12 protein-coding genes are annotated in these 16,467 nt (G+C 44.3%); 8 read left to right on the forward strand and 4 right to left on the reverse strand.

Features of this window, described 5'->3' with window-relative positions; genetic code table 11:
• The first annotated feature begins 239 nt into the window (after positions 1-239).
• The 7 genes from R1T43_RS12260 (at position 240) to R1T43_RS12290 (ending at position 10,123) form a co-directional block, all read left to right on the forward strand.
• Positions 240-3,167 carry a TonB-dependent receptor gene (locus R1T43_RS12260; protein WP_317349229.1) on the forward strand — a complete coding sequence of 976 codons (2,928 nt, stop codon included), beginning with the start codon at positions 240-242 and terminating at the stop codon, positions 3,165-3,167.
• 380 nt (positions 3,168-3,547) lie between these two features.
• Positions 3,548-4,591, forward strand: coding sequence for a polysaccharide lyase family 7 protein (locus R1T43_RS12265; RefSeq protein WP_410549018.1), 1,044 nt, complete (start codon positions 3,548-3,550; stop codon positions 4,589-4,591).
• Between the two features lie 57 nt (positions 4,592-4,648).
• Positions 4,649-5,668, forward strand: a complete 1,020-nt coding sequence (locus R1T43_RS12270) for a LacI family DNA-binding transcriptional regulator (protein ID WP_317349235.1) — start codon at positions 4,649-4,651, stop codon at positions 5,666-5,668.
• A gap of 150 nt (positions 5,669-5,818) precedes the next feature.
• Positions 5,819-6,751 (forward strand): AEC family transporter, encoded by a 933-nt coding sequence (locus R1T43_RS12275; RefSeq protein WP_317349238.1) that lies wholly within the window; start codon positions 5,819-5,821, stop codon positions 6,749-6,751.
• Positions 6,752-6,901: 150 nt separating this feature from the next.
• Positions 6,902-7,117, forward strand: coding sequence for a tellurium resistance protein TerC (locus tag R1T43_RS12280; RefSeq protein WP_057792334.1), 216 nt, complete (start codon positions 6,902-6,904; stop codon positions 7,115-7,117).
• Positions 7,118-7,358: 241 nt separating this feature from the next.
• Positions 7,359-7,871, forward strand: coding sequence for a (2Fe-2S)-binding protein (locus R1T43_RS12285; protein WP_317349241.1), 513 nt, complete (start codon positions 7,359-7,361; stop codon positions 7,869-7,871).
• Complete coding sequence (locus R1T43_RS12290; protein ID WP_317349244.1) at positions 7,868-10,123, forward strand: xanthine dehydrogenase family protein molybdopterin-binding subunit; 2,256 nt, start codon at positions 7,868-7,870, stop codon at positions 10,121-10,123. Before R1T43_RS12285 ends, R1T43_RS12290 begins: the two co-directional genes overlap by 4 nt.
• Before the next feature lie 254 nt (positions 10,124-10,377).
• On the opposite strand, the gene ppsA is transcribed toward R1T43_RS12290, so the two are convergent.
• A complete protein-coding gene (ppsA, locus tag R1T43_RS12295) occupies positions 10,378-12,750 on the reverse strand; it encodes a phosphoenolpyruvate synthase (RefSeq protein WP_317349246.1) in 2,373 nt (790 codons plus the stop codon).
• Positions 12,751-13,021: 271 nt separating this feature from the next.
• On the opposite strand from ppsA, the gene R1T43_RS12300 reads away from it, so the two are divergent.
• Positions 13,022-13,834 (forward strand): pyruvate, water dikinase regulatory protein, encoded by an 813-nt coding sequence (locus R1T43_RS12300; RefSeq protein WP_063458448.1) that lies wholly within the window; start codon positions 13,022-13,024, stop codon positions 13,832-13,834.
• 163 nt (positions 13,835-13,997) lie between these two features.
• Here the strand turns inward: R1T43_RS12300 and R1T43_RS12305 are convergent, their stop codons facing one another.
• The 3 genes from R1T43_RS12305 to R1T43_RS12315 form a co-directional block, all read right to left on the reverse strand.
• A complete protein-coding gene (locus R1T43_RS12305) occupies positions 13,998-15,029 on the reverse strand; it encodes a DUF2157 domain-containing protein (RefSeq protein WP_317349252.1) in 1,032 nt (343 codons plus the stop codon).
• Positions 15,030-15,050: 21 nt separating this feature from the next.
• The gene (rhlP, locus tag R1T43_RS12310) at positions 15,051-15,887 is read right to left on the reverse strand and encodes a rhombotarget lipoprotein (protein ID WP_317349255.1); all 837 of its coding nucleotides are present in this window, start codon (positions 15,885-15,887) and stop codon (positions 15,051-15,053) included.
• 185 nt (positions 15,888-16,072) lie between these two features.
• Positions 16,073-16,459: a tautomerase family protein gene (locus R1T43_RS12315; RefSeq protein WP_317349257.1), complete on the reverse strand. Its 387-nt coding sequence runs from the start codon at positions 16,457-16,459 to the stop codon at positions 16,073-16,075.
• Positions 16,460-16,467 lie beyond the last annotated feature (8 nt).

Consider the following 16,467-nt stretch of genomic DNA (forward strand, 5'->3'; position numbering starts at 1 on the left):
ATACTTTTGGATAATTTTTTGTTGACGAAAAGCGATGTAAATGTAACCTTATTGTTAATATTCCGGTTGCAGGCGTTCTCTTTTAAATAAAAAACTAAACCGGTTTAGTGCTATAGGAAAAAGCAAGTAGAGCGAATAAACATTGCCTGATTAATAAGACAAGCCGTCACTTCACAAGAGAATTTAATAATAATTTATGTTTGTGAGGTACTTAGCTGAACAGCTTTTGGAGAAGCAAAATGAACAACAAATTATCAAAACTTACGGTTGCCATTTTATCCGCCACCACAGTAGGTTTTTCTTTGCCAAGTTTTGCGCAAGAAGAACAGGACACACAAACACCCGATTCATTAGAAGTCATTGAAGTTCGCGGTATTGCTAGCAGTATTGCGGAGTCGGCGCGTTTAAAACGTTACGATTCTCGTATTGTGGATGCCATAGTGGCAGAAGATATTGGTAAGCTGCCCGACAACAACATTGCTGAAGCGCTGCAACGTATTACGGGGGTGTCTATTAGTCGTGACTTTGGTGTGGGTGAATCAGTGACTATTCGCGGTATTTCTCAAAACCGTGTTGAATTAAATGGTCGTTCTACGTCAGGCAGTGGCCGTGGTGGTATTAGTCTAGATGACTTCCCTTCTAGCTTTCTAAAAACCGTTGAAGTGGTTAAATCCCCTACCCCTGAAATGATTGAAGGCGCACTTGGCGGTACTATCAATATGACAACCGTGCGCCCATTAGAACTTGAAGAGCCTTTGGTCGCCATTACACTAGATGGTGAATATGCTGATAAAGCAGAAAACTGGGCCCCTATGTTTACCGGCGCCGCTGGCAGAAACTGGGACTTGGGCGACGCTGGAACCTTCGGGGCTTCTGTGGTGATGTCTTATCAAGATCGCACCTTAAGACGTGATGAATTTTTTAATTTAGTGACTCCAACAGAACTCGATTTAGATGGCGATGGTAACAGCGATTCTGCCAACACGCCTAGCGGCAACTACCTTGTACGTAGCCAAAATACCGTAGAGCAAAAAACTGAGCAGCGTGAACGTACCGCTTACGGTTTGTCACTTCAGTGGGCACCTAAAGATACTGACGCCTTCATTTACCTAGATGTAAATGCCACCGATCTTGACGGCGGACAAGAAGCTTACTCGGTATTAAATGACAGCAAAGACTATTCTGACTTGGTGTTAGATGATGCCTACGATGACGCACAAGGCCAACTGCAAAGCTTTGGCTCGGGCAGCGCGTTTGTACAACCTAAAACATGGGCCGACTTTACCACCAACGACTCTATCTCGAATGCATTGGGTGGCGAGTGGTTTATTACTGACAAACTGAAAATTTCAGGCGAAGTCGCTTATACCAAATCTGAAAGCCTTCGCACCAATTCTGAGTTTAACTTACGCCCTATTTCGCGTTCACAGTATGAAGAAGACGGTACCATTACCGAAAACTTATTCACCATTACCATGACCCAAGATGGTGACCAAGTACCTGGCATTGCCTTTTCGGATGAAGACGCATTATTAGACCCAAGCAATTTGGCTATCCGCCAATTTACCCACCAGCGTTATTATGAGGAAAACGAAGAAACTGCTATTCGTTTTGACGTGGAATACATCGAGCCTTTTTCAGGCTTAGACTTCCTTACCAAAATTAAGGCAGGTATTCGCACTACTGACAGAGACTATGAGCTAGACCGTTACGACTTACGCAATAATGGTAGTGAGCTTAAAAACTTACAAACCAGTGTGTCTTACGATGGCGTTGTCAGACCAACTTGGGCAGATGAATTTGACGCTGCATTCGGCGGGTTTAAAGAAATTAACCACAGTAACACCTTCGACCAATCAGGTATTTCGGGTAATAACGCCCTAACCCACTACTATGTTTATGATGGTGCTGAGCTTGCTTACAATATTAATAGTACTTACGACCGCGTGAAACAAATGCTGGACGGCAGTAGCCATGAACTAACGGGCTCGCTTGACGACAATATGGTGCGTAATACAGGCTCATATGCGCAAATAAGCGAAGAAACCCAAGCGTTATATACTCAGTTTCATTTAGATTTCGGCGACCTTACCGCTGTGGTAGGTGCTCGCTATGTTCAAACCGATTTAACATCGAATACGTTTGATCAAACCGGGAGCTACGATTACTCAGACTTTCTTCCAAGTATAAACGCCACCTACTCTTTAACCGACGATACCATTTTACGTTTTGCTGCCGCGAAAGTAATGCGTCGCCCTGAGTTTGGTGAGCTTAGCCCTGCGATTAGTGTCGATAATTCACTCGTTACCGGTACCCAAGGTTCATATCAACTAGACCCATACCGTATTACCCAATACGACTTGTCTGCTGAGCATTACTTTGGTGAAGGAGGTATGGTCTCTGCCGCTATTTTTTATAAAGATGTAGAGTCATTTACGGTAGCTAGTAGCTCTTGTATGGCTGATAGCAACACGGTAACAGGCCAAAACGTAACCGAGTACGTGAACGTGTGTTTGCTTGATACCGCTGGGGTAAGCCAAGCTGATGTGAACTACGTCAGTGGAGATCAAGACCTTGCGTATGTTGAAGCGCAACGCGACGCTGGCTTAACGGGTATTGTGATCGATACGGACGTTAACGGCGGCAGTGGCGAAGTAGCAGGTATTGAACTTGCCTACCAACAACAGTTTAGTTTCTTGCCAGGTATGTGGTCTGGGCTTGGTATTAGCACTAACTACACGTATGCAGACAGTGAACAGCCTGATGGTAACCCATTGTTGGACATTTCAAACCATACCTTTAATGGTCAGGTTTACTGGGAAAATGCCGGTTTTCAAGTACGTCTTGCCTACAACTGGCGCGATAAGTACTTAGACACGCAAGATGAAAAGCGTGTACGCCCTGTTGGTGCACTCGCAACAGGTGTGTATAACCGCACCAATCCTGAAGAAGCTTTCTTTGACCCTACATTAGGTAACAACTATCGTGACGCACGGGGCCAGTTCGACTTTTCAGCCAGCTACGATGTTAACGAGCATATAACGGTTGTGGCTAACGCGGTTAACTTAACCGGTGAGCCGATTGTGCAAGTGACCGAACTAGACAGCATTTGGCAGTACAGTGAATCGGATAGACGCTTTACCGTAGGCGTAAGAGCGCGCTGGTAGGATTATAAAGTAGCCTACTTGCTAGGCTACTTTAATAAAGCGGTTCGTCTAAGCCTGTTTGCCTAAGCTTATACGACTAGGCCTATTTAACGAGCCCTATGTGAGTAACGCTATACGAATAAAGCTAGCCGACTCAATTGCAATAACCTACTTTCGCCGCAGTGCATGCTGCGGCACATTTTTTCATTATTCATTACTTTTTTCTTTTGACGATGCCCGTTAGGAGCGCATTCATGACAGACGCTAAACCTCTTTATTTGGCCGGCTTAGCCGTGCTTTCTTTAATTGCTGGGTGTAATGATACTCAAAGCGATAAGCAGAACGAAACACAAAACAATAAGCAAACATCATCAACCAGCAAAGCAGCAACAAACGCTAATATGGAGACAACGAACACCAGCTCCAATGCAGCCGAAAAGACAAAGCTAGCAACCAAAGCCCCTGGAGACGTATTCGATCTTTCTCCTTGGAACATTCTCTTACCGTTAGATAGAGACGGTGATGGCAAGGCAGACAGAATTGAAAATAAAGACTTACCGCGTTTCCACGTGGATGAATTCTTTTACTTAGACGACAATAACAACATGGTATTTGCCGCGGCTAATAAAGCATTTACCTCTCCCACGTCTACCAATACCCGCAGCGAACTTCGCCAAGTGTACGCCGATGAAAACGGCAATGTCCCCCGTCTAGACAGCCCCGCAAATTACTTTGCATTGGCATCTAATCCTGATGCAGAGAAATTCGCAGCTATTGGCGCTAGAATGGAAGCCACCCTCAAAGTGGACCACGTTTCTACCAATGCTAAATATCATGACAAGCCACCCGCCTATTCTGTTGTAGTAGGCCAGATTCATGCAGGTAAGTTAGACGAACTTCGTAACAATGAATCGGGTTTTGGCTGGGGGAACGAGCCACTTAAAATTTATTATAAAAAGTATCCCAATCACGATACTGGCACTGTGTTTTGGAACTACGAACTGAATTTGCCAGAAGATAATCCTAAACGTACCGACATTGCATATCCTGTGTGGGGCGATGGTTGGCACGACAGTAGCGACCCGGGTGACATGGGTATCGCCCTTGGTGAGTCTTTCAGTTATGAGATTAATGTTTACGGCGATACAATGTACTTAACCTTTAGTGCAGATAATCACCCAACGGTTAGACATCAGATTAATTTAGCCAATAATGTTGATGCCAATGGATTTATAGATGACTATGATGACCCTGTGGCTTACAAGAACGACTGGCTGTTTTTTAAAGCTGGCGCATATAACCAGTGCAGTACGAAGGATGCCCCCACATTTCGCTACCCTGCTTGCCCAGGAACTGGCGATTGGGAAGTCGATAAAAAAGCTGGTAACTACACCCGTGTGTCCTTCTCTCATTTGCAGGTAGGCGATGCTATTGAAGTGAAATAGCTACCGAGGATTTGGCGATTCAAATACTCCATTAACGCCTTTAGTAAGAGAATAATAATGAATAAAAGTAAAGTTAGACTGATTGATGTGGCTGAAAAAGCTGGCGTATCTAAAAGTACCGCGTCGCAATTTTTGAACGGCCGCTTTGATTTTATGTCGTTCGACACCCGTTTACGGTTACAAAAAGCGGTCGAGGAACTAAATTACGTTCCTAATAATATTGCTCGTAGCCTAAAAACCAATAAGACCAAAACCCTTGGTGTTATCGTGAGAGACATTGCTAGCTATTACACTAGCCAAACGATACGCGGTATGGACGATTACTGTAAAAGTCATGGCTACGACTTGTTCATTTATAATTCGGACTTTGAACCCAAAACTGAAAAAAACGCGCTGACTACGCTGTGTCAGTTAAACGTAGACGGCGCCATCATTGCCTCTTGCGGTAATAACGCAAAGCTAATAGAAGACATTTCAAACAACACCATGCCAGTGGTGCAATTTCAGTTAGAACATGACGATTGTGACACGGGCATTGTGGTCGCTGATTACAAACGTGCCTCTTTTGATGCCACTGAATACCTTATCAACTTAGGCCACAAACATATCTGTTTTGTAACCCAGAAATTCGAATCGGTTAAGTCTCGCCAAGAGAAGTATCAGGGGTTTGTAGATGCACATACAAAACATAATATTCCCGTTGATGAAGCCCTGACAATTCATTGGAGTCGGCAAGAAGGTTTGCATCGCTCTCCTGTTGAGATGCTAAAGTCAGACAATCCACCCACTGCTTTTTTCACTCAGCAAATTGCGATAACCATTGATGTATTAAAAGAGTTAGAAGCCGCAAGTATTCCTATTCCCCAAGATGTGTCTTTACTGGGGTTTGAGGAAATACCCATGGCGGAGTTTTTTAAGGTGCCCATTACCGTTATTAAACAGCAACCTTATGAGCTAGGCGGCGAAGCCGCGCGCATGTTAATGAATAAAATTAATAACCCAAAATCGGTGAACACCCGCATGCTGGTGCCCTGCTCTTTGGTGGAGCGTTCATCTTGCGCTGCACCCAAAGCTTAGGCCTTTAAATCTCTCATTTTGAACATGGCGGCTTAGCCCATCACACTGAAAATAGTGAAATTTTATTTTCACGTTGCCGCCGCAATCTCGATTAAGTTTGATACAGTATTGCTCATCTACTGAATTTAGTGCATTTATCGATTAACTCCCATGCTTTCATTTATCACCAGTACCCTAGTGCCTGTTTTAATCCTACTTTTAATGGGCTGGGTGTTCTTTCGCATCCGCTGGTTAAATGAAGCCTTTATCGAATCGGGTTCAAAGTTAGTATTCAACGTTGCCCTACCCGCACTCCTGTTTCTATCTATTAGCCAGTCAGACTTTTCAAACGCAGCTAACTTAACCCTTATCACTATTGGGATAAGTGGCTCGGTACTAATGTGCGCGGTATTAATGCTATTAGTGCATTTCACGGTGAACCCTCAAAATGCTCGCGGTGTAGTAGTGCAAGGTGGCTTTAGAGCCAATATGGGGATTATTGGCTTGGCGTATTGCGCAAATACTTACGGGCAAGAAGGCTTAGCGGCGGCATCGGTTTATATGGGCTGTATTACTATTTTGTACAATGTTATGTCGGTGTTTGTACTTAACTTCTATCAGGTCGGTTTTACGGCGCCTATGAACCAAATTAAAGGCATTGCACGCAACCCCCTTATTATTTCGATTGTGGCAGCATTACCATTTTCTTATTTTCAATGGTCGTTACCCGAGGTGGCATTAAGAACTGGCGAATACTTTGCCCAGCTTACCCTGCCCTTGGCACTTATTTGTACCGGCGCGTCGCTGCAGTTTCGTTCTTTTTCTAGCGACTGGTATAACATTGCGTTAGCCACAATAAGTAAATGTATTGTCTACCCCGCCTTACTGGTGGGTATGGCGTGTTTAGCAGGCTTTAGAGGCATGGAGCTAGGCATAGTGTTATTACTGTCTATTGCCCCGACAGCCGCAGCCAGTTACGTAATGGTAAGAAACTTAGGTGGCGATCATCGCTTGGCGGCCAGTATCATTGCCTTAAGCACGTTGGTATCGCTTCCTATTACTGCCATTGGTTTCGGCGGCTTGGCCATGCTGGGACTTGTTTAAGAGTGATAAGTACTAAGTAGCGGCGCTAGGCAACCCTTTGCTCATACGAATTTAATCGCGTTATACACTTGTTTACACTTTTCTGGTTGGCAATGTTTAAGATTTGAACCACAATGCAGGTAGTTGTTTCAATTAGCTGGAAAAGTAATCGTGAAAATTGTTCGATTAACCCTTGGTGGCATTCTTTTTATCGGCGGCATTATTTTAACCCTATTACCAGGCTCAATTCTTTTGGTAATAGGTGGTTTGGTATTATTAAGCTACGATTGGCCTCGTGCTCGTGGATGGCTCAAAATAAGTCAAAACATGATGACCTCAAGCGCGAGAAGAATAGACCGCGTATTATTAATGCGTAAATTTCGCTAAGCGTTACTGCGTAATTTGCGCTATTCCCCCCTGTCATCGCACATCGTAAACCATTAATCTGAAGTTTCAGTATAACCTTCACAGTCATGTTATTTTTATACGCTAAACTCGTTACGAGTATAGAATTCAACGACACGATTAATAACACCTTATAAAAATCAAAAAAACTTTCATTTATTCAAACAGGCAACGTGAGGTATTCGACTGACCATCGAACACTTACGACAATGGAGACAAGACCATGATTACGTTTACCGTTAACGGTGAAACACGTGAATTTGCGGGCGATCCTACCACTCCCGTACTTTGGTACTTACGTGACGAATTACATCTAACTGGCCCTAAATTTGGCTGCGGCATGGCACAATGTGGCGCTTGCACAGTACATATTAACGGCGTAGCACAGCGCTCTTGCGTATTGCCTGTTTCTGCCGTTTCAGGCAGTAAAATAACCACCATTGAGGGTTTGAGCAAAGACGGTGAACATCCTGTTCAACAAGCATGGGTTGAACATAAGGTTCCTCAATGTGGATACTGTCAGTGCGGCCAAATGATGCAAGCCGCCAGCTTATTAGCAAGCAACCCTACCCCAAGCGATGAAGAAATTGTGCAAGGTATGTCAGGCAATATCTGCCGTTGTGGTACTTACCCCCGTATTCACAAAGCCATAAAGTCAGCAGCAAAAACCATGGCTGGCGTGGAATATTATGTGCCTGATACCCTTGCCTCTGAGACAACGGGAGAAGAAGCATGAGCAAGTATTTTGACTTAACTCGTCGCAGCTTTTTAAAGTCATCGGCTACCGCGGGCGCCCTTGTTTTAGGCACATACTTTATGGGTGCGGCACCTCGCGCTATGGCTGGTGTGTTAGCTAAACCGTCGGAGTCAGCCAAAATGGCTAACTTATTTGTGTCACTTCGACCCGATGGCATTGTTGAAATTACGTGTCACCGCTCTGAAATGGGCCAACAAATTCGTACCGCATTGGCGCAAATTGTGGCTGATGAGATGGAAGCCTCATGGGATAAAGTGGTAGTTATCCAAGGTAAAGGCGATCCGAAATACGGCGATCAAAATACCGATGGTTCGCGCAGTATTCGTTACAACATGCAGCGTCTTCGTGAAATGGGCGCCAGTGTTCGCCACCTTATGCAGCAAGCTGCTGCAACCCGTTGGGATGTACCTTTCGATTCTTGTTCAGCAGTACAGCATGTGGTTACCCATACCTCGGGAAAAACCCTTACCTATGCTGAACTGGTAGACGATGCATTAAAAATTACTCCGCCAGAACTCGATCGCATTACCCTAAAAGAACGAAGCGAGTGGCGTTACATTAATACCGCCATGGCGCACATCGATTTAAAAGACATTGTTACCGGCAAAGCGACCTTTGCTGCTGATGTACTTGAGCCTAAAGCATTAATTGCCGTGGTAGTTCGCCCACCTGTTGTTGGCGGAAAAGTAAAAAGCTTCGATGCAAAAGCAGTTAAAGCCATTGATGGCGTGGTAGATGTTGTGGAAATTCCTGCGGCGAAAGGCGCACCACAGTTTCAACCTAAAGGCGGTATTGCCATTATTGCCAACAATACTTGGGCTGCCATTAAAGGCCGCCGCGCCCTTACCGTAAGCTGGGATGATGGTAAAAACGGTGATTATAACTCTGAAGCCTTTAAAGCAAGCTTGCTAGAGACAGTCTCGAAACCACAAAAGTCGGTACGCGCGAAAGGTGATGCAGCCAAAGTGCTCGCTAATGCGAGCGACAAACTGGTTGCCGATTATTATGTACCACATTTAGCACAAGCCCCAATGGAGCCACCCTGCGCCACGGCAATGTATTATAAAGACCGTGTTGATGTATGGGCTGCTACGCAGAACCCACAGGCCGATATGGAAACTGTGGGTGCCATGATTGGCATGCCAAAAGAGAAAATTAACGTTCATGTCACCATGTTAGGTGGTGGTTTTGGTCGTAAATCGAAACCCGACTTTTCTGCTGAAGCGGCCTACCTTTCAATGAAGACTGGCAAGCCTATTCGCGTGCAATGGACACGTGAAGACGACATTCAGCATGGTTTCTACCATGCTGTATCAGCCCAGCACATTGAAGCCTCTTTAGATGAAGACGGCGGTATTGATGCTTACTTGCACCGTACGGCGTTTTCACCTATTGCGTCTACCTTCCAACAAGACGCTACTGCGCCATTTAGCTTCGAGCTTCGTTTAGGCTTTACTGATAATCCTATCAATACCCCTAATATGAAACTTGAAAGTGGTGAAGCGCCTGCAAAAGCGCGTATAGGCTGGATGCGTTCGGTGTCTAATATTTTCCACGCATTTGCTATTCAGTCTTTCATTGCTGAAGCAGCGCACAAAGCCGGGCGCGATCAAAAAGACTACCTGCTTGAAACTATTGGCCCGGATCGCATTGTTGATGTTACTGAGCAAAATGCAGAGTACGACAACTACGGCGCCGATAAAGACGCTTACCCGCTCGATATTGGTCGCCTACGTAAGGCAATTGAGAAAGTGGCTGACATGAGTGGCTGGGGCCGGGAATTACCAAAAGGTAGAGGCCTTGGTATTGCAGCGCACAGAAGCTTCTTAACCTATGTAGCTACTGTGGTTGAAGTAGAAGTGTCTGATGCAGGCGACCTTAAGATTATCAAATCGTGGGCCAGCATTGATGCAGGTACTGTGGTAAATACCGACACGGTGAAAAACCAGGTACAAGGTGGTTCTATCTTCGGTATTACTGCCGCCATTAGTGACGGTATCACCTTTGATAAAGGCCGTGCTCAGCAAAGTAACTTCCATGACTACCGCGTGCCGCGTATGAGTGATGCGCCGATTGAAATCGACGTTGAGATTATCCCAAGCGATGCACCACCAGCGGGTGTGGGTGAGCCAGCAACGCCGGTTTATGCGCCTGCCTTGTGTAACGCCATTTTTGCTGCTTGCGGTAAGCGCATTAGACAATTACCTATTGGTAATCAGTTAAAAGCCTAAAACGTGCTTAGGCTGACCCAAGGTTAATAGTTGGGTACAGGCGCGATAAAGCACAAAAAAGACGCACTAAAAAAGCCCCTTAGATTGAAAAATCTAAGGGGCTTTTTAATGTTTAGGCTTTAATAAATAGCGTTTTAACTGGGTTAGCTTTTTAGGCAATTCATGCGGTATGCATGAACTGCCTGAAAACTATTTTAGCGCCGCTAGTAACCCTCTTTAGTTACCTTCTTGAGCAAAAAATTGCGTCAAACAGATTAGCCGTGCTTTTCAGCAAGGTACAACCAGGTTTCAACTACTGTATCTGGGTTAAGCGATACTGAATCGATACCTTCTTCTACCAACCAAGCTGCAAAGTCTTCGTGATCTGATGGGCCTTGACCACAAATACCGACGTATTTGCCACGTTTCTTCGCCGCTTGAATAGCCATTGATAGCAAGGCTTTCACTGCGGGGTCTCGTTCGTCAAACAAGTGAGCAATAACGCCACTGTCACGGTCTAACCCAAGGGTTAACTGAGTTAAATCGTTTGAACCAATCGAGAAGCCATCGAAAATATCTAAGAACTGGTCAGCTAGTAAGGCATTTGAAGGTAATTCACACATCATGATAACGCGCAAACCGTCTTCGCCTTTCTTAAGCCCCTGCTCTTCTAATAGCTCGATAACCTTGCGGCCTTCTTCAAGGGTACGTACGAAGGGGATCATGATCTCAACATTAGTTAAGCCCATGTTTTTTCGCACCCGTTTGATTGCTTCGCACTCTAGCGCGAAACAGTCGCGGAAATCTTCCGAGATATAACGGCTCGCACCACGGAAACCAAGCATTGGGTTTTCTTCATCTGGCTCGTACTGGTAGCCGCCAACTAAGTTGTAGTATTCGTTAGACTTAAAGTCAGACATACGAACAATCACTTTTTCAGGCGAGAACGCAGCACCGATGGTAGAAATACCTTCAACCAATTTTTCAATATAGAACTCGGTAGGCGACTCGTAACCAGCCATCATGTCGCCAATTTCTTCTTTAAGCTCAGCAGGCTGGCTGTCGAAGTTAAGTAGCGCTTTAGGATGTACACCAATCATACGGTTAATAATGAACTCTAAACGCGCAAGACCAACACCTGCGTTAGGCAAACGCGCAAAGTCAAATGCACGGTCTGGGTTACCCACGTTCATCATCACTTTTAATGGTAAATCAGGCATAGAGTCGATACGCGACGTAACAACGTCAAACTCTAGTTCTGCACCGTAGATGTAACCTGTATCACCTTCCGCACATGACACGGTAATTTTATCGCCGTTCTCGATGCTGTCAGTGGCGTTTCCGCACCCTACTACCGCTGGGATACCTAACTCACGAGCAATAATGGCTGCGTGACATGTACGGCCGCCTCGGTTAGTAACAATGGCAGACGCCTTTTTCATGATAGGTTCCCAATCTGGGTCTGTCATGTCAGTCACTAGCACATCACCGGCTTGAATCTTGTCCATTTCTTCAATAGAGCCAAGTACTTTCGCTACGCCTGCACCAATTTTGTGACCAATGGCGCGGCCTTCACATACGATATTGCTTTGGCCTTTAAGTTGGAAACGCTCAATGCTTTGTGAATCTTCACGGCTTCGAACCGTTTCAGGGCGAGCTTGAACAATATAAAGCTTGCCGTCTACACCATCTTTCGCCCATTCGATATCCATAGGACGATCGTAGTGCTTTTCAATAATTTGCGCTTGCTTCGCCAGCTCCATTACTTCTTCGTCGTTCAACGAGAAGGCTTTGCTTTCGGTGCTGTCAATATCAACGATAGACACTTGTTTGCCGTGTGCTTCATCGTCAGAGTAAATCATTTTAACTAGCTTGCTGCCTAGGTTACGGCGAACAATGGCTGGAAGCCCTTTATCAAGAGTTGGTTTGTGTACGTAAAATTCATCTGGGTTTACCGCACCCTGTACGACCATTTCACCTAAGCCGTATGAACTGGTAATGAATACCACGTCTTCAAAGCCCGACTCAGTGTCGATAGTGAACATAACGCCCGACGAAGAAATATCACTTCGTACCATGCGTTGGATACCCGCAGACAATGCTACGCCTTTATGGTCATAGCCTTGGTGTACACGATAAGAAATAGCACGGTCGTTAAATAGCGAGGCGAATACGTGTTTGATGGCAACTAATACAGACTCGTAACCTTTCACGTTTAGGAAAGTTTCTTGCTGACCGGCAAACGAAGCATCTGGCATGTCTTCTGCGGTAGCTGATGAACGAACCGCAAATGATGCTTCATCACCTGCATCACCCTGCAATTTCACAAACGCTTCTTTAATTGCTTCTTCTAGTTCAGGTTGAAACGGCGTGTCGATGATCCATTGACGAATATCTTTGCCCGCTTCGTTAAGCGCACTAATATCTTCAACATCAAGTGTATCTAGTACGTTATGAATTTTTGCTTCTAGACCACTTTGTTCTAGAAATTCATTAAAAGCCTCTGCAGTTGTGGCGAAACCTCCCGGTACTTGTACACCGGCGTTAGCTAGGTTAGAAATCATCTCGCCTAAAGATGCATTTTTGCCGCCAACGCGACCTACATCATGCATGCCCAGTTCTTGATACCAAAGTACGAATTCTTTCACTGCCGAAGCCTCCAGCTTATTTTTGAGTAGGGTATAAGCAATGGCGGGCCACATGCCCAACATTGGTAAAATACGTGTCGACTGCGTATATCCAAACGCGCTTAATGCTTATTAATATTAACGAGTACCAAGTAAAGCAGGCTTGCGTTACATCAAGTCATCATTAATAACCATATAGCTTTTCGACGAAATCATCTTAGAATGGGGGAAATCGGAAAGTAAACTCTTTATTACTTTTGTAATAAAATTACGACAATGTTAAGGATTTGTTGTGCGCACAGCTTTTTATATTTCAGATGGTACCGCCATTACCGCAGAGGTGTTTGGCCACGCCCTGCTGTCTTTGTTCCCTGTTGAATTCAATCACAATACCATTCCTTTTGTTGAAACTGAGGAAGAAGCCAATAAGGTTTTAGATAAAATATCTGAAAGTTTTCAAGACACAGGAGAAAGGCCGCTCGTTTTTTATACAATTGTGAATGTAGATGTTCGCAAGATAATTTCAAAATCGGTCGGTATTAACTACAATTTCCTCGATCAATTCGTCGCTCCTCTTGAAAAAGTGCTTGGCGTGCCCTCAAAACCAGAAAAACATCGTACTCACAGCATTCATGAAACCACGTACGATATTCGTATTGAAGCGGTTAACTATGCCTTAGCCAACGATGACGGTTCTAACCTGAAAGATTACGACGAGGCCGACATTATTTTGGTGGGCGTATCGCGCTCGGGTAAAACCCCCACCAGCTTATACTTAGCCCTTCAGTTTGGTATTAAAGCGGCAAACTACCCGTTTACCGAGGATGACATGGGCGACATGCTTAAATTGCCCACGGCCCTTCGCCGTTACAAAGACAAACTTTTTGGCTTAACGATTCAGCCAGAACGACTACATCAAATCCGTTCTGAACGAAAAGCGAATAGCCGCTACGCGTCGTTACAACAGTGCAGAATGGAATTACGAGAAGTAGAGAACTTGTATCGAAAGGAAAAAATTCCGTTTTTAAACAGCACCAAATATTCCATTGAAGAGATCTCTGCGAAAATCTTAGCTGAGACAGGGTTAAAACGTAGAAAGTATTAAGGTAGAAAGCACTAAGCTAGCACCTTACTTCACTTCCCTACCCAGCTTATTGATGCCAGCCTGCTATGAGGCTGGCCCAGTAACTGGGTAAATGCTGGCTGAATAAAACAACGCTATGCGTTGGCGGGCAGTTTTTCCAGCTTTGTTATTTGTGATTCATTCATTATAAATGCTTCGAGGCCAACAAGCCCTGCAATGGTTTGGGCAGAAGTTTTCGCGCTTTTGCCGTAATAACGGCTTCATTCTTTTGCCATTGCACACCAAGGTAAATAACGAACAGCCCCAATAACGACAACACAATAGGAAACAGCCAGCTCTCTTTGAATACGTTGAAGGCTAAGTAGCCGACATATCCGGAGCAACCTAAAGCGCCAAACACCACAAATACACGGCGCACTATCAGCACACCAATAAATATCATTATTAAATTAATGAGAAAGTAGAAAAACTTGTCGAGTTCATTGTCAGAACTCTGCAGAGACAGACCGCCCCAAAAGGATATAACGCCAAAAAGGTAAATCCAAAAGGAATAATCCGCTTTATTGGTAGCGCGAATATCTACCCAGAATGCCAGCCCTACCATCAATAGCCCAGTGTACATGGACACTAGCTTTCTTAGCTCCCAACTATAGTCACCACCAGACAACATAACCGAGACATCCATGGTTAAATACCAAAGCGTAACGGCAACTGGCATAACTAAAAATGGATATTTATATTTCCAAGCCATCACTACGCCCATCGCTAATGTACCAAGCTCCATATACAGCCAATGCCATTCTATGTACCTATAGTACTCCTGATAGGTGCTATCATCGGGCCACACTCCTAAAGCTTTTTGTAATCCGTAAATGGCCAAAGGCGTTAGGGCAACCACAAAGGCTGCGCACAAACCTGCTGGTATGAATAACGCTTTAGTGGAAAAAACGTGGGTTAACTTAAGACCAATAGCCGCATACAGCAGGCAGATAAAAACGATACCAATACCACCAAATGACTCCCAACCTAAGTTCATAAACAGTGACATTGCACCAATGGCAATTAAGCCACCTAGGTAATACAACACGTGGGTGAAATCGAACTTCACCGTGGTATTAGTTTGCTGGTTTAAAAACGCAATCAATTGTTCAGACTGCTCAGATGAAAGAATATTGGCGCTTACTGCGTCTTTAAGGTTTTGCTTGGTGACGTTCAATCTGCACTCCTTGGCATCGATTTACCGCACCGTCATTTTTCTAAATAACACAACGCCTAGTAAAATTAAGCAATAAAAGTTGAGTGAGCCACCGCTGTAGCCTTCTCTATGTTCTACTTTCGCAATCTTTTCTTCTTTTACTCTGGTTTTAAATCGTGCCAGTTCGGCATCTAGGTTGGTAGACATATCATCAACCGCAATACCAAAACCTTCTAATGATTTTTCGGCCAGCGTATCGTCAATACCTACCGCGGTGGTGCGTTTCTCAAGTTTGCTTACACCAGGCGCTCTGAAAAGCATCTTTTTACTTTTAATATCGAAAACTGCAATATCCACAAAGGTCTGCACCGTATTTTCGTTACCAGGAATTACGTACATACCTACGATGGTCCAATACAGTAATGCCGCGTTATTTTCGAGTGACTGAGTTACTTGGTCGTAAGACACTAACGCCATTACATCAACGTCATATAAACGCCCTACTTGTTCCAACGTAGCAAACCCTTCTCCGCCGCTTAAATATTCACTAGGAATAATTTCAATGCGATCGATATATTCGTATTGAAGAAAAGACTGCTTCACGTTTTCAAGAAGCTCCACTTGGTCTTTCCCATGTAGTCCATCTCGTTGCCAATTACTTGAAGGGACAAATGCAAGCCCAACCTTTACCGGTAATTGTAAGGTGGGAATTTCAGGCTGGTGCTTAACACGGCTTTCTTCATCAGGGTAAAGAAAATCCATCAAACTACTAGATTGAGCTTGTTTACCTGTATTGTTACTGACTATTGCGCTGCATGCGGTAAGTAACATTGCCCCAAACATGGCCCCTAACATTGTTATTAATATTTTTGTTTTCATCGACAACCCTTTATGCACTACTCACACCACGTTATAAGCTAATCGCCGCCTATCGTGTACTTCATCAACATTCGTGCTTCAAATTACCCAGTATTTCAATTAAATACAATACGGACGCGAACTCACCTAGTGTAGATGTAGTTGTGATCTCAGTTGTAGGTATAAATGTGTGTGATAGCCCAACCTTACACATCAACGTTATATTTTAAATCTGACGCCTCATCACCCGTTATGCCACGAAAACCCCATTGGTACTTTTCTTGTTCTTTAATGGTTATTTCAATATCGATAGGGTTAATACCTAAAGCAAATTCCATTTCTTTGAAAAGCGCTTTAATCAGTGCTTTTTGGGTTTCAGGTTTGCGACCCTTCATCATGTTAATTTCGATAACGGTATAGCAATCTGTTCTTCCGCCAGGGTAGAAAAAGTCTTCTTTGGCTAGGGGGATAAAACGGTGGGCCCGTTTGTCCTCTGGCATGCCCAAAACAGATTGCATACAACGGTGGATTGCATCTGATAACGGCCTTTTTATTGGGTTTAAGTGCTTATCAATCCCATAAATAACTATCACAACTATAT

It is taken from the genome of Alteromonas sp. CI.11.F.A3 (assembly GCF_032925565.1).
Classification (GTDB): Bacteria; Pseudomonadota; Gammaproteobacteria; order Enterobacterales; family Alteromonadaceae; genus Alteromonas.

Bases quoted from the DNA above. Each gene is read 5' to 3' on its own strand.
- R1T43_RS12265 (WP_410549018.1), top strand. From the start codon at position 3,548: ATGGAGACAACGAACACCAGCTCCAATGCAGCCGAAAAGACAAAGCTA.
- R1T43_RS12275 (WP_317349238.1), top strand. From the start codon at position 5,819: ATGCTTTCATTTATCACCAGTACCCTAGTGCCTGTTTTAATCCTACTT.
- rhlP (WP_317349255.1), bottom strand. From the start codon at position 15,887: ATGAAAACAAAAATATTAATAACAATGTTAGGGGCCATGTTTGGGGCA.
- R1T43_RS12270 (WP_317349235.1), top strand. From the start codon at position 4,649: ATGAATAAAAGTAAAGTTAGACTGATTGATGTGGCTGAAAAAGCTGGC.
- R1T43_RS12260 (WP_317349229.1), top strand. From the start codon at position 240: ATGAACAACAAATTATCAAAACTTACGGTTGCCATTTTATCCGCCACC.
- R1T43_RS12285 (WP_317349241.1), top strand. From the start codon at position 7,359: ATGATTACGTTTACCGTTAACGGTGAAACACGTGAATTTGCGGGCGAT.
- R1T43_RS12290 (WP_317349244.1), top strand. From the start codon at position 7,868: ATGAGCAAGTATTTTGACTTAACTCGTCGCAGCTTTTTAAAGTCATCG.